This is a genomic window from Pseudomonas sp. LBUM1672 (assembly GCF_059695655.1).
In genome coordinates this window covers 5,602,155-5,615,586 of the sequence record NZ_CP166781.1, presented here as the reverse complement: position 1 = coordinate 5,615,586, position 13,432 = coordinate 5,602,155, and the positions used below count along the sequence as shown (strand labels likewise).

Below are 13,432 nucleotides of genomic sequence, written 5' to 3'. Positions count from 1 at the left end.
AATGTCTATGAGCTTGCCGCTTTTCCCGTTGAACACGGTGCTGTTCCCTGGTTGCATCCTCGACTTGCAGATCTTCGAGGCGCGCTACCTGGACATGATCGGCCGCTGCATGAAGCAGGGCGGCGGCTTCGGCGTGGTGTGCATTCTCGACGGCGAAGAAGTCGGCATCGCTCCGGCCGGCTATGCGCTGGTGGGGTGTGAGGCGCTGATCACCGATTTCAAGCAACAGGACAACGGCCTGCTGGGCATTCGCGTGCAGGGCGGGCGGCGCTTTCATGTCTTGCGCACCGAGGTGCAGCGCGATCAGTTGACCGTCGCTGACGTCGAGTGGCTGGAGGACGAGCCTGAGCAGCCGCTGCAGGACGAGGACGCCGACCTGGTCGCACTCCTCAAGGCATTGGCCGAACACCCGATGGTCGAGGCGCTGAACATGGGCACCGAAGCGACCGGGCAACAGTCGCTGGCCAATCAACTGGCGTATCTGCTGCCGTTCGCTGAAGTGGACAAGATCGACCTGCTGCAACTCGATGATCCCCAACAGCGACTGGATGCGATTCAGGCGCTGCTGGATGAGTTGCAGGGTGAGTTGTTTGCCTGATTTCGGGGTATTGATTGCAGGGTAAGTCGAACGCCGCGTTAGCTTTGATTTTCCGACAGTGAAGGCCAGACGATATCGTTGGCAAACCACTCCTTGTCGCCACTGAGCAAAAGGACCGGTTTGCCAGCCGCTGCAACCTCAGCAATCAGAAGGTCATACTCATCTGTGTTGCTGGCGCCGGAGTGTGTTCGTTCTTCTACTCTTCGGGCGTAGGAGTCATCGGCGTCATCGGCGTGATCCCGGAGATCTTTGACGCGCACCGCTTTTTGGTGGGCGGAATCAAAAACCCAGATCCGATCGGCGCTGATGCCTCGTCTCGAGACTGAAAGCAGTGCTTCCAGATCATCCTCGGGGAACCAGTTCGGGCCGTTTGCTGCGCGGTTGAACGCATGGTTTTCTTCGCCCAGTACGATTTCCATGTTTCGGCTGTCGATGGCATAAACAAACTGAATTTTCTGGTTGTGCCTGGTCGTTTCGTAGTTGCGCTCCAGGTCGAGTTGCAGCGAACTGTCCGACTCTGATCCGCTGCTGGCGGTCTGAGAGGTCGTGGAGGCATCGGAGTCGTCGCTGGCGTCATCGGGTTGCTTGCCCGGGTATTTATTGGTTTGACTGTTGTAAAGCAGATATTCCGGGTCCGGCTCGTCCCCGCCATACATTTTTGCCGCCTTCAAACTCACTGTGACGCTCATGGCTTTTTGGGTGGTTGCATAGGGTTTATGGTTGTAGCGGGGCAGCATCCAGCCATCATTTGCCAGTTCAAACGGTGTGCGTTCATCCCCCCTGAATACAGCCGGGATATCGGTCCGGTACAGGCAGTTGTTTCTGTTTCGCAAGTAGCCAGCCTTTAGCAGAAAGCTATCGAGAAACTCTTTGGTCAAACTGAGATGAAGGTCATACAGGCCAGTAGTTGCGGTTCCGTTCCTCAGGTGAATCAGGTTTGGCTCTATCTCGCTGTACAGCAGGTCGTGTCGATGAGGATTACCGGTATCCCTGCTCACCTGCTTATGCTGTTCAGCCCATTCGGGAATCTTGAGATTTTCCACCATGTTCCTGTGCAGGCGTGTTTGCTGTCCCGGGGATAAATTGTAAGACCTTAGAAGTGTTTCAAGCTCGTTGGCTGTTTTGTCTGGATAGAGCGACTGAAGTGGACCATCGATCAACTCAGCCCGTGGGTTCTGACCCCATTGCGTATTGCCCGGGCGGGGGCTTGCAGGCGCATCCTCAATGCTCCGTGGCGCACCTGGAGACTGGACTCTTGGATGTTTGTCGGGGAGGGTTGTTTCAAGCACTGACTCATCGGGCCGGGAACGTTTCAGAGTGACTGTTTCTCTCGCCCGAGGCCGCTGACTCCAGGTGGCTTCCCCGTCGTTTTTGTAAAGCGCAGGTCCTTGCCGCTGCTTTTTGTAAAGGTCTGTCGCTCGATAAGCCCCGGTGGCGTCATCGAATTCCACATAGACGGTTCCTTCGTTTTTAACGTCCACAAATTTGCGTGCGACGATTGTCCGAAACCCGAGTTCGTCGGGCAGCGGCATAGTTCGCAGCATGGCGGGGCGCAATAGATAGGGTGTCAGACTCGAGTCTGCCAAGGGTTGTAACGGTTGTCTTACGGAGATTTCCGTAATGTCCAGTTTCGCAGGCACGCGACCCCCTCTATCGAAGGTTATTGCAACGGTGGCGCCCGTCCCGTGTTCAGGCCTCGCCGGACTTGGCGATTGTCCATGATGAAAAACGGAGCTGCCTGGCATTGCCGGTGGTGGAACCAGGGCGTCTCTGTCGGGCCGTATTGGCGGCGGATTGACGTTGATTGTTGAGATGTCTACTGCAGGAAGCTTCGTAGGGGGTTTTACAGGCATGGTAGAGGTGCTCAAATCCGTTTAAGCAAAGAAAGTTTATGGGGCTTATGTAGCAAATGACTTACGACCTGGGTTCTATGGTCGGCCAAACAATATCGTCGGAAGAGATCGCCTGGTTTTCCGGAAATGTGATCCCCCAGCCTTTGTCGACGACTTGATCAACCAACTGATCATAACGATCCCGGTTAAAGGTACCGATCCAGGTTTCATGTTCTATGGCGTCAGCGTTGTTACCTGCCTGCTCGTAAACCTCATTGACGGGGGCGGCACGAGTCAGATCTGAATTGACTAACCATACCCGGTCGGAACTCAATCCCCTTTTCGATATTGAGATAACGCCTTCCAGCGCGTCGGGCTGGAAGCTGCTCGAGCCATCATCATTGAGATAGAGGTTTTCTCGCCCCGGCACCACCTCAATACCACGGGTGTCGATCATGTAGATAAAACCAACATGTTGCCTGTATCTGATGGGCTCATAGTCTCGCGACTTATCAAGCGTAAATGAGCTGTCGGAATCCGAATTCGACGACTCGTTACGGTAGTCCTCGTCAGAATCATCATCAAATCTGCCTTTTGGATACTTTCGCACTCCAGGAAATAGATTGGCCTGTGCGTTGTATCGCAACTTGTCGTTTTTCGCGTGCCCACCCAGGTTGCTTGCATAATCCTTCGCATCTGACAGGAGAAAAGTAGCGCTTTGCGCTCGTTGTGTGACCGTTTGAGGATGCCCTTCGCGCGCGATCATTCGCCGATCCCTTGCCAGTTCGAACGGCGTTCGATCATCCCCCCTGAACATGGCGGGAATATCGGTACGGTATAAAAGACCGTGTTGGTTGCGCTGATAACCGATCGACGCGGAAAAATGGTCGAGAAACTCGCTGGAGCAATATAAGTCGTGTGGAGAATAATCGTCTTGCGGCTGACGTCTTAGTTGGGGGATGACCAGAGCAACCTCGGCAGCAATGAGGTCGAATCTTTGAGAGTTGTCCGCTTGTGAAGATAAGTGCTTATGAGTTTCCGCCCACGCAGGAAAAGTGCGAGTTTCGTTCATGTCTCGAAGCAAACGTGTAAGTTGGCCGCTGGTTAAGTTGTACGATTCAAGTAACTCGTAGCGTTCGCTGCTCGTCTTGCTCGGGTATAGCCATTTCAATGGCCCATCGATTAACAGCCTTCCAGCATCGACAGAGTCGACGGTATCAGGTGTGTTCGACTGAGCGGTCAAGTCAGTCTCTGTTTTTTTTGCACTGGGTTGGGAGGCGAGTGATTCCTGCTCCAGAGAGTCTGAGCGACTCCTGCTGTGTCCGGGTTGCGCCTCGACAATTGGATGTTGATGTCGGGCAGATTGATCAGGACTGCCTTCGGTGATCGCTTCTTTTTGACGCCAGGTCAGTGCTCCCTCATTTTTGTACAGGGCGGGGCCGGAAGGGAGCTTCCGGTAGAGATCAGTCGCACGGTAGGTTCCGGTGACGATGTCGAATTCCACATACGCGGTTCCCTTATTTTCGATATCAACAAACTTGCGCCCTTTCATCCACCGGAACCCCTGGCCATCGGGTGGTTGCATGCCGCTTAGCAGGGCGGGTCGCAGCAAGTAAGTCTCCAGGCCGTACTGGACCGCCAGTTCACCGGGGCCCGACCCTGGCGTATCCGAGATCTCCACCCCCGACTCGGGCACCGATACGCCTTCGACACTGGTTGCTCCGCTGATCTGTCTTTCATCTGGCAGGAATGGCTGCCGACCTTGAGGATGAAAATCATGCGGGTCGACGATGTTTGAATGTTGCCTCGTGAGCGTTTCGTTTCCGGGCAATCGGGGTGGTTCCAGCGCGTCAGGTGATAAGTTGACTCCGTCCGGTTTTAATCGATGTGGCGGTTTTGGACGCATGTTGGCGCTCCTCAATGTTTAATAATTGGGGTGACTGAATAAATGTGGAATGAAGGGTTGAGGCGGGCGAGGTTATTTCACAATCTCCAGGTTTTCGATTTTGAAGCTACGTGACCAGTCCGTGTCGATAGTCCAGTTGTCAATTTCTGTGTCGTAATAAATGTTTCCTTGCGTGGTGTCGTTCGTTCGAAGGTTTTCAATGCTTATCAGTTCGGCGACAAGGCCGTCATTTTGTTTGTGTTTAATGATGTCCAATGCGATGGCGGCAATGCTTGGGTAACTATTCGCATTGATGGCGTGCAAGACGGCAACTTCGAACAAAGGGTCGATGCGATAGCGGCTTCCTGATGAAACAATAACGTTGATCGTTTCCAGCGGTATGTCAGACACTTCGGTATTTGGCAGTTGAATATGGACACTTCCAATTTTCAGGAAATAGTTTTTGATGTTTATCCCTTGCAGAGTGATGTTCTCTGCCAGACGAAGCGTGTAAATGTTCCAGGTCGAGGCGCTGGAGGTTTTGGCCGCGGCACCGGGAGTCGACAGCCGAAGGGATGTATTGCCGGTCGGGTAGATGTCATAGGATGAGGCTTGCCCTTCCAGCGAATAAACGGAGCTGTGTGACGCTGAATCGAAATCGACACGCTGCGGAGCCGCTTTCAAAAGACGTCTATCGCAAGTCGGTTTAGCGAATACGTATTTTCCGGGTTTTTCACGCAATGAGGCGGCGCTGTCGATGACTCTGTACCCAGGGTATTTGCTGTCATCAAGGTAGGCGTTTTTAGGGAAGTCCAACCAGTAGGATTTACCGTTACGCATTACCAGGGTGAACGGGTGGACGGTCTTCCAGCCCGAGGACATGATGCCGGCGCCCCTATCGGTTTTTTTTCCGGGATCCTCTTCCACACTGCCGTGAATCAGTAGGGAGCTACCGCTCTTGAACGAAATCTGGAAATGGGTGTTTGAATAATTCAGGTAGTTAAAGCTGTTTCGAGGTGTGGAGGTCACTGTGTAAATGGCGTCGATCGCTGTGATTTCGTCACTGTCAAAGTCTATGTATAAAACACTGGGCGTAAGGCTTTCTGGCTTGTCGACAAAAAAGACGGTTCTATAAGTCTCGCGGGCCACAAAGTAGGACGAAAGGCTGGGGTTAGGCACTCGCTGAACACGGCTGTTGACAATGAAGGGCGGTGTTTTTGGTGTTCCCATCACCACCACAATGACGTTGACGCTCTGCTCGGTCAGGCCGTTTATCAGGGCGGGCAGATCGGCCTTTAGTTGGTACCCGTCCTCAGTGACAAATAAAAGCATGGGGTTTCGCAACGAGCGTTTATCCGTCTGCGTTTCATACACGTCATTAATGACCAGTTGCCTTTCCGGCTGGAAAGACTCCGCGTTTTGCAGGGATGAAATGACCAATGCGTTATCGCGGATGCGCCAGTCCTGCACGAACTCAAGCGTTACACCAAGGTGAATGACGCTAAGATCTTCGCCATCTTCTGCAATGGATACCGAATGCGTCATGCCATTGAGGTAGTAGGTATCCGCACCGCTACCCCCATTGACGCTGCAGTCGTTGCCTCGGACGACGATCTGATCATTTCCCGCGCCAGCATTGATGCGGTCGTGGCCGTTCGCAATGATGTAGTCAGCCTCGTCGGAACCCGTCACAAGGTTATGCGCACCGGCCAGGGTTTCGACCTTTTCGATGGAGTGGATGTTTGAGTGCAGGACTGGAGCGGTGGCGTTATCCGGTGAACGTAACCCGAGCTTTCCACTCATCAGATTGATGTCGTACCCAACATACATCGTGTCATCCGGCCCATGGCGAACCGGAACATGCTTACCCTGAAGCGATAACGTGTCTGTGCCGGCTCCGCCTCGTAATGTATTGACCTGTCCGGTTGAAGGCGCTTTCTTGAGGCTTTGAGCGGCGGACTGGAAAAGGAAAGAATCGTTCTTGTCGCCTCCGTTCAGCGTTTTAGTTCCGGAGGAATAGTTGAAGTAGTTCGGTTTGCTGCGAACGCCAATGATGCTGTCGTTGCCGCCGCCCAGTTGCCAGAGGACCCCTTTGGAAGGACCTGTTTCACCGACAAGGGCATTGGGAATACCTGTCGGAAGACCGTCTGTGGCGTCGTAGACGTCATCGGTCTCTTTGATCACGGGGACGTTGACCGTTACAAAGGAGGGTTCGCCGCTGGCTTCATCCCATTGAAACTTATGGTGTCGGGTGGGTTGTAACTGCACTTCAAATCGCCCGTTCACCACCGCTTCGACACTGTCCTTCAGTTCATTTTTGAGCCAGCCGGTGCCGGTGCTATCGAGCGCCTTGGCATAATCGCTGTAGGTTTTGGCGACGGCAAAACGGTCCAGGACCTCTTGGTCCTGATTCTGACCGGTAAAGGCAAACCAACCTGCCCGCCAGCGTTCATGCATGCTCAGCTCGATGTAATCGTCGATGTCGTCAACAGTCCGTGCGGCACCATAAATTCTGGCGCCGACAATCAATATTGCGGCGGCAGCGATACCCACAGGGCCGGCGGCTTTGAAGCCGAGTAGCGCGGCGCACCCAAGTATTGTGGAAAGACCTGCACTGGTCAGGCTGAGGGCGGCATTGAAGTAATGGTCTTGCGCTTCTTTTCCCTTGGCGTCGGCGGCATCGTTGAACGATTTGATCGCTGTGTAGAGATCGAAGGGCAGCGTCAGGACACTGGCCATCAGGCCGGCACCTTTGCTCAGTACTTGTCCAACGGTTGTTCTGCCGAAATGTTCAAACGTTTTTGCTCCGCTGCGAATCATGGCCTCGCCAGTCTTCGCCAGACCGCGTTCGATAATCAGCGAGCCGATCTCTGCTGTGCCTCCCCCGACATTGATCGCCGCTTCGTCCCAATGGCCTTTCTTGATCGCTTCAGCTGTGCCGATAATCGCGCTGTAGAGACCGTATGCCTGAAGTCCGGCGCCCATGGAGCTCATGCCATAACTCTTGGTCCTGTCAATCCAGGCAGGCAATTGATCGGGCAAGGGGTTTTTGTGGATGTCGAGGCGCTGGGTTGATTTCAACAGGTTGCCGATTTTCTCAGCGGGCACCGTCGAGGCATCTGACTCTTTTAACAAGGGAGGAGCGGTGGTTGAGCGTTGTGTGGCGATTTCAAAAAGCAGAGTGACGGGGATATGGCTCTGGTGTGCTTCCACGGCTTTGATACGTTGTTCGACCTTGGCAGGATCAAACTCCAGTGAATCGATGAATACCTGATCAGGCATTGCGAAGTAAGTGTTGGTGCTGGTGATAAATTCACCATTGATCATGGCGCCCATTGTATGAAGTTCTACGCGACTGACCGAAAACTCCCCGAAGTGCAGAAAACCAAATAATGCGTCGAGATCTTGAAGGCTGGGTTTTAGTGCGGAGGATTTGTTTTCTGAAGTTTGCTTGATAGGGTGGGATTCAACGAGTGGTGTAACGGAGGGGGACGGTAAAATATCTGTGATATTTATAGCGTTGTTTCTATTTGTCAGCGTGGCGGGTAGGGGCATGAGTTTTTATCTTTCATAGGTTATTTATAATTGATGAGTGCTCCGTGAGTGGTAGTGAATATTGCATGACGTTATGTCTATTTCGATGGTATTTGTTTTTCTGGATGTTTGTTGTTTTTGACAGATGTGGGGAGCTGTTTAAGAAATAACTGATAACGATTGATGGACTAGTAAATGGCAGTGAGCGCGACAAGGTCTAGGAGGTTAAACGCTGGTCACGTCCAATAAAACCCGAGCATTGCGCCCGGGTTTTTTGTAGCTGCACTTAGTAGGCGTACCGCAACATCGCATGCGGCAAATGCCTCAACGCAAAGAAACCGAACAGCGCCACCAGCGCCGGCAACACCAGCCACCAGATCTTGGGCGGCATGGCGTTGAGCGGCGTCTGACGTTGGCTCAGCCACAAACTCGCCGCACAGACGCAAGCCGCCAGCATCGCGCCGGCCAGTACATCCGTCGGCCAATGCGCGCCCAGATACACCCGCGACAAGGCAATCGCCAGCGCCGGCAGGCAGCCCAGCAGCAACCAGGTCAGGCGCATGCGCGGCGGTTGGCCGCGACCGGCCAGCACGGCGAGGGTCAGGAACAAGGCGAAGGCGCCCGACGCGTGGCCGCTGGGCATGCTGTAGCTGGTCAGCGGATCGCTCAATACTTCCGGGCGCACACGGGCGAAAAATTGTTTGGTGAACGTGTTGCCGAGCGCGGTGAAGAGCAGGGTGCCGCCGGCGAAAATCGCCTGGCGCCACTGCCGGGTGAGCAGCAGCAAGCCAGTCAGCAGGGCGCTGAACACCAGCATGTTGCGGAATTCGCCGATCAGCGTGAAGGTGACGGCCACTTCATCGAGCATCGGGCTGCGGTGTTCCTGCACCAGGGTCATCACGCCTTGATCGAGCGCGGTCAGGTGCGGGTAGCCGATAAACAGCCCCGCCAGAATCAACAAGCCGAGGCTCGCTATATAGGCGGTGGCGTGGCGATGGCGGCGCAGGCTGCTGGTCACGCTCAAGCCGATCATTAGCGCAATGCTGCCGGCGACGATCCCTGCTTCAGGCCAGAAACCTTCGGGTAATGGCAAGCGAATCGCCGCGCCCGTGGCCCATCCGGGCAGCAGGTACGCAACGCTCCAGCCTGCGGCGGCCAACAAGCTGACAGCGGCGAAGCGCGGGAACGGCATGTCGAACATCCCGGCGACCATCGGCAGCATCGGCCGTAGCGGGCCGATAAAGCGGCCGACCAGCAGGCTTGCGATGCCGTAGCGCTGGAAATACGCCTCGGCGCCGGCGATCCATTCCGGATGGTGGCGCAGCCCAGGCAGACGCCGGATGTTCTGGTGGAAATGTCGACCGATGAAGTACGAAACGATATCGCCCAGCACGCCGGCGACGAACCCCAGCAACAGCGTTTCGCTCAAGGACAACGCGCCGCTGCCGGCCAGCACCGCCACGGCGAACAGCAACACCGTGCCGGGCACGATCAGCCCGGCAATTGCCAGGCATTCCACGAATGCCACGATGAACACCGCAGCGGCCAGCCATTGCGGGTTAGCCGCCAGCCAACCGGTCACGCTATCGAGCCATGGGCCCATAAAAACAACTCCCTCTGATGTTCATTGGTCCCATGGGACGAACGCAATCTTCAAAACACTACAACCCATGTGGGAGGCATTATTCAGGACAGCAAAAAATAATCGCGACCTTCGACCTGCCCCCTTCGCATCGGGTTCCGCGTGCAATACGGCGCGTAAGCCGCGTCGACGAAGCGGTACATCAAATGCTCATCACGCCCATGGGGGATGCCCAGTCTGGTGGTTTGAATGATGTGAACAGGCGCCGGGCCGACGTCTTCGACCAGCAACACTTCATGGTCAAAACGCTTGGCATCCCAGGCCGGCACCTTCAAACCCAGCGACTTGCAAAGCAACGTCTGCCCGGCGCAAAGCTTTTGCGACGGGCGAGGGCGGCCTTGGGCGTCGGGGTTGTTCAGCAGCATCTGCGCCAGGCTCGCCGGCCCGCTCAACTCGTCGACCCATGGATAGGCAGATTTGATCAGTACCGCGTTGCCCGGCCCCTGGGCGCTGAAGTTCAGGGAATCACCACCGCGGGCGTAATACATATAGATGTGCCCGCCATCCAGAAACAAAGCCTTACGCTTTTCTGTGTAGCCGAGGGACGCGTGGCTGCCTTTTTCTTCGCAGTAATAGGCCTCGGTCTCGATAATCCGGGCGCTGAGCCACAGGTCACCGACTCGATGACGGATGACTTTGCCGAGTAAATCCCGGGCCAGGGTTTGCGCATCGCGGTCGAAAAACTCGTCCGGGAGCCCCGTGGGCAGGCCTGCAGCGGACGCTCGAACAGTCAGGTTGGACATGATGAACGATGTTTATCAAGGCTGATTGAGTCGTGATGATAACAATTTGCAGCTTAATCCCGGCTGAACGTCGGCTAATTGCCCTCCATTTCGACCATCCGCCCGTCACCGCTGTTAGTCCCGGGACGCGACAGCTATAATCTGCCGCTTTACTCTTTACCAAGACCTTAGCAAAGACCACCACAGACAATGACTGAGTCCGTTCTTGACTACATGACCCGCCTGGGTCGCGCCGCCCGCGAGGCTTCTCGCGTCATTGGCCGTGCCAGCACTGCGCAGAAAAACCGCGCGTTGCAGGCGGCTGCCAATGCGCTGGACGCTGCACGCGCCGAGCTGACGGCGGCCAATGAGCTGGATTTGGCTGCAGGTCGTGCCAATGGTCTCGAACCAGCATTGCTTGAGCGTCTGGCGCTGACCCCGGAACGCATCGACGGCATGATCGTCGGCTTGCGTCAGGTCGCGGCGCTGCCGGACCCGGTCGGCGCGATTCGCGACATGAGCTTCCGGCCATCGGGCATTCAGGTCGGCAAGATGCGCGTGCCGTTGGGCGTGATCGGGATCATCTACGAATCCCGGCCGAACGTGACCATCGATGCCGCGAGCCTTTGCCTGAAATCCGGCAATGCAACCATCCTGCGTGGCGGTTCCGAGGCGATAAATTCCAATCGCGCCATCGCTGCCTGCATTCAACGTGGCCTGGCCGAGGCAGAATTGCCCGCTGCCGTAGTGCAAGTAGTCGAAACCACCGACCGTGCCGCCGTTGGCGCGCTGATCACCATGCCCGAATACGTCGACGTCATCGTGCCCCGTGGCGGCCGTGGCTTGATCGAACGCGTCAGCCGCGATGCCCGCGTGCCGGTGATCAAACACCTGGACGGTATCTGCCACGTCTACGTCAGCGCCCACGCCGATCTGCCGAAAGCCCAGCGCATCGCCTTCAATGCCAAGACTTACCGTTATGGCATCTGTGGCGCGATGGAAACGCTGCTGGTGGATCAAGCCGTCGCCAAGGATTTCCTGCCGTCGATGGCCGCACAGTTCCGCGAAAAAGGCGTCGAGCTGCGCGGTTGCGAGCGCACCCGGGCGATCATCGAGGCTGTCTTGGCCACTGACGAAGACTGGAACACCGAATACCTGGCGCCGATTCTCTCGATCCGCGTCGTTGACGGGCTGGACCAGGCGATCGAGCACATCAATCAGTACGGCTCGCATCACACCGACTCGATCGTCAGTGAAAACCTCGCCGACACCCGGCGTTTTGTGGCGGAAGTCGATTCGTCGTCGGTAATGATCAACACGCCGACCTGCTTCGCCGATGGCTTTGAATACGGATTGGGTGCCGAGATTGGCATTTCTACTGATAAGCTGCACGCCCGCGGCCCGGTGGGCCTCGAAGGTCTGACCTGCGAGAAGTACATCGTAGTCGGTGATGGCCAGTTGCGCGGCCAGGCGTCGGTCTGACTTGGGCGACCTCAAAAAGGCAGCCCCGCAAACCGCCAGCGAGCCTGCGCCTCGACGCATTGGCGTACTGGGCGGGACTTTCGACCCGGTGCACATCGGCCATTTGCGCGGTGCGCTGGAAGTTGCCGAATCGCTGGCGCTCGACGAGTTACGCCTGACACCCAGTGCCCGGCCGCCACATCGCGGTACGCCGCAGGTGGCGGCGAAGGACCGTCTGGCGATGGTCGAGTGCGCGGTGGCCGGTGTGGCGCCGTTGGTGGTGGACGCCCGCGAATTGCAGCGGGACAAACCGTCCTACACCATCGACACCCTGGAACTGATGCGCGCCGAATTGGCCGCCTCTGACCAGGTTTTTCTACTTTTGGGCTGGGACGCATTTTGCGGCCTGCCCACTTGGCACCGCTGGGAAGAGTTGCTCCAGCATTGCCACATCCTGGTGCTGCAACGCCCGGATGCCGACAGCGAACCGCCGGATGCCTTGCGCAATCTGTTGGCGGCACGCTCGGTGAGCGACCCGCTGGCCCTCAAAGGGCCGAGCGGACAGATTGCATTCGTCTGGCAGACGCCGCTCGCGGTATCCGCCACCCAGATCCGTCAACTGCTGGCCAGCGGTAAGTCGGTACGTTTCCTGGTGCCCGACGCGGTCCTGGCCTACATCGATGCGCACGGACTCTACCGTGCGTCGAACTGAAAAAGGGAGCGCTTCAAAACACGTGAACGCGTGTACCGAAGCGCCCGAACATACGAGCAAAACGAGTTTTATATGACGAACAAAGACGTAACTAAAGTAAAGCGCAAAGGCACGTTCAAGAGCGCCCCGCTGCCTGAGCCGGTTCTCACCACCGAGCCCCTGAAGGGTGATGAGCTGGTCAAGGTTGCCGTAGCAGCCCTGGAAGACGTAAAGGGCCAGGACATCCAGGTCATCGACGTTCGTGAAAAGCAGAGCATTACTGACTACATGATCATCGCCACCGGTACCTCCAACCGCCAGATCGGCGCGATGCTGGACAAGGTCCGCGAAGCCGTCAAAGCCCTGGGCGTCAAGCCACTGGGTGAAGAAGGCAAGGGCGACAGCGACTGGGTGCTGCTGGATATGGATGACGTCATCGTGCACATGATGACGGCTTCGGCTCGTCAGTTTTACGACCTCGAGCGTCTGTGGTCCGGTGCGGAACAGAGCCGTGCTCTGAACGCGGCTCACCACAGCCCGGAAAACACCCATGAGCACTTCGTCAAGCTCAACAAAGACCAGCAATAAGGGACCGCTGTGCGACTGCGACTGATCGCCGTCGGTTCACGCATGCCCAAGTGGGTGGAAGAAGGCTGGCATGAATATGCCAAGCGTCTTCCGTCCGAACTGGCGCTGGAACTGGTGGAAATACCGCTCAATACCCGTGGCAAGAACGCCGACGTGGCGCGCTTCATCCGTCAGGAAGGCGAAGCCATGCTGGCCAAGGTCGGGCCGAATGAGCGTGTTGTCACTCTCGAAGTCCACGGCAAGCCCTGGAGCACCGAGCAGTTGGCGGTCGAACTCGATCGCTGGCGGCTTGACTCGCGCACGGTAAATTTCATGGTCGGTGGCCCCGAAGGGCTGGCGCCGGAAGTGTGTGCGCGGGCCGATCAGCGCTGGTCGTTGTCGCCGTTGACGTTGCCGCACCCGCTGGTGCGGATTCTGATCGGCGAACAGCTGTATCGTGCCTGGACAGTCTTGTCCGGCCACCCTTACCACAAGTAGTT

The 13,432-nt window shown here is 56.5% G+C and carries 10 protein-coding genes; 5 read left to right on the top strand and 5 right to left on the bottom strand.

What is annotated here, in order from left to right:
* Window positions 1–7 precede the first annotated feature (7 nt).
* A complete protein-coding gene (locus ACA053_RS25685) occupies window positions 8–598 on the top strand; it encodes an LON peptidase substrate-binding domain-containing protein (RefSeq protein WP_007946676.1) in 591 nt (196 codons plus the stop codon).
* A gap of 38 nt (window positions 599–636) precedes the next feature.
* On the opposite strand, the gene ACA053_RS25680 is transcribed toward ACA053_RS25685, so the two are convergent.
* The 5 genes from ACA053_RS25680 to ACA053_RS25660 all read right to left on the bottom strand — a co-directional run bounded on the left by ACA053_RS25680 (window position 637) and on the right by ACA053_RS25660 (window position 10,234).
* Window positions 637–2,238, bottom strand: coding sequence for a hypothetical protein (locus tag ACA053_RS25680; RefSeq protein WP_497393987.1), 1,602 nt, complete (start codon window positions 2,236–2,238; stop codon window positions 637–639).
* Between the two features lie 274 nt (window positions 2,239–2,512).
* Entirely contained in the window at window positions 2,513–4,336 is a 1,824-nt protein-coding gene (locus tag ACA053_RS25675; protein ID WP_497393986.1) for a hypothetical protein, read from the bottom strand.
* Window positions 4,337–4,408: 72 nt separating this feature from the next.
* Entirely contained in the window at window positions 4,409–7,870 is a 3,462-nt protein-coding gene (locus ACA053_RS25670; RefSeq protein WP_497393985.1) for a calcium-binding protein, read from the bottom strand.
* Window positions 7,871–8,135: 265 nt separating this feature from the next.
* Window positions 8,136–9,452 carry a bifunctional DedA family/phosphatase PAP2 family protein gene (locus ACA053_RS25665; protein ID WP_497393983.1) on the bottom strand — a complete coding sequence of 439 codons (1,317 nt, stop codon included), beginning with the start codon at window positions 9,450–9,452 and terminating at the stop codon, window positions 8,136–8,138.
* Between the two features lie 83 nt (window positions 9,453–9,535).
* Entirely contained in the window at window positions 9,536–10,234 is a 699-nt protein-coding gene (locus ACA053_RS25660; RefSeq protein ID WP_109635140.1) for a DNA-3-methyladenine glycosylase, read from the bottom strand.
* A 189-nt stretch (window positions 10,235–10,423) separates the two neighbouring features.
* On the opposite strand from ACA053_RS25660, the gene ACA053_RS25655 reads away from it, so the two are divergent.
* From ACA053_RS25655 to rlmH, 4 genes are all read left to right on the top strand, one after another.
* On the top strand, window positions 10,424–11,695 hold the full coding sequence (locus tag ACA053_RS25655) for a glutamate-5-semialdehyde dehydrogenase (RefSeq protein ID WP_497313926.1): 1,272 nt from the start codon (window positions 10,424–10,426) through the stop codon (window positions 11,693–11,695).
* Window positions 11,664–12,386, top strand: coding sequence for a nicotinate-nucleotide adenylyltransferase (gene nadD, locus ACA053_RS25650; protein ID WP_497393982.1), 723 nt, complete (start codon window positions 11,664–11,666; stop codon window positions 12,384–12,386). Before ACA053_RS25655 ends, nadD begins: the two co-directional genes overlap by 32 nt.
* Before the next feature lie 72 nt (window positions 12,387–12,458).
* Complete coding sequence (gene rsfS, locus ACA053_RS25645; protein ID WP_010467363.1) at window positions 12,459–12,953, top strand: ribosome silencing factor; 495 nt, start codon at window positions 12,459–12,461, stop codon at window positions 12,951–12,953.
* Between the two features lie 9 nt (window positions 12,954–12,962).
* Window positions 12,963–13,430, top strand: a complete 468-nt coding sequence (gene rlmH, locus ACA053_RS25640; protein WP_007937439.1) for a 23S rRNA (pseudouridine(1915)-N(3))-methyltransferase RlmH — start codon at window positions 12,963–12,965, stop codon at window positions 13,428–13,430.
* The last annotated feature ends 2 nt before the right edge of the window (window positions 13,431–13,432 follow it).

Excerpts from the sequence above, each read along its gene's own strand:
- ACA053_RS25670 (WP_497393985.1), bottom strand. The coding sequence starts at position 7,870 with ATGCCCCTACCCGCCACGCTGACAAATAGAAACAACGCTATAAATATC.
- ACA053_RS25665 (WP_497393983.1), bottom strand. The coding sequence starts at position 9,452 with ATGGGCCCATGGCTCGATAGCGTGACCGGTTGGCTGGCGGCTAACCCG.
- ACA053_RS25660 (WP_109635140.1), bottom strand. The coding sequence starts at position 10,234 with ATGTCCAACCTGACTGTTCGAGCGTCCGCTGCAGGCCTGCCCACGGGG.
- rsfS (WP_010467363.1), top strand. The coding sequence starts at position 12,459 with ATGACGAACAAAGACGTAACTAAAGTAAAGCGCAAAGGCACGTTCAAG.
- nadD (WP_497393982.1), top strand. The coding sequence starts at position 11,664 with ATGGCCAGTTGCGCGGCCAGGCGTCGGTCTGACTTGGGCGACCTCAAA.
- ACA053_RS25655 (WP_497313926.1), top strand. The coding sequence starts at position 10,424 with ATGACTGAGTCCGTTCTTGACTACATGACCCGCCTGGGTCGCGCCGCC.
- ACA053_RS25675 (WP_497393986.1), bottom strand. The coding sequence starts at position 4,336 with ATGCGTCCAAAACCGCCACATCGATTAAAACCGGACGGAGTCAACTTA.
- ACA053_RS25685 (WP_007946676.1), top strand. The coding sequence starts at position 8 with ATGAGCTTGCCGCTTTTCCCGTTGAACACGGTGCTGTTCCCTGGTTGC.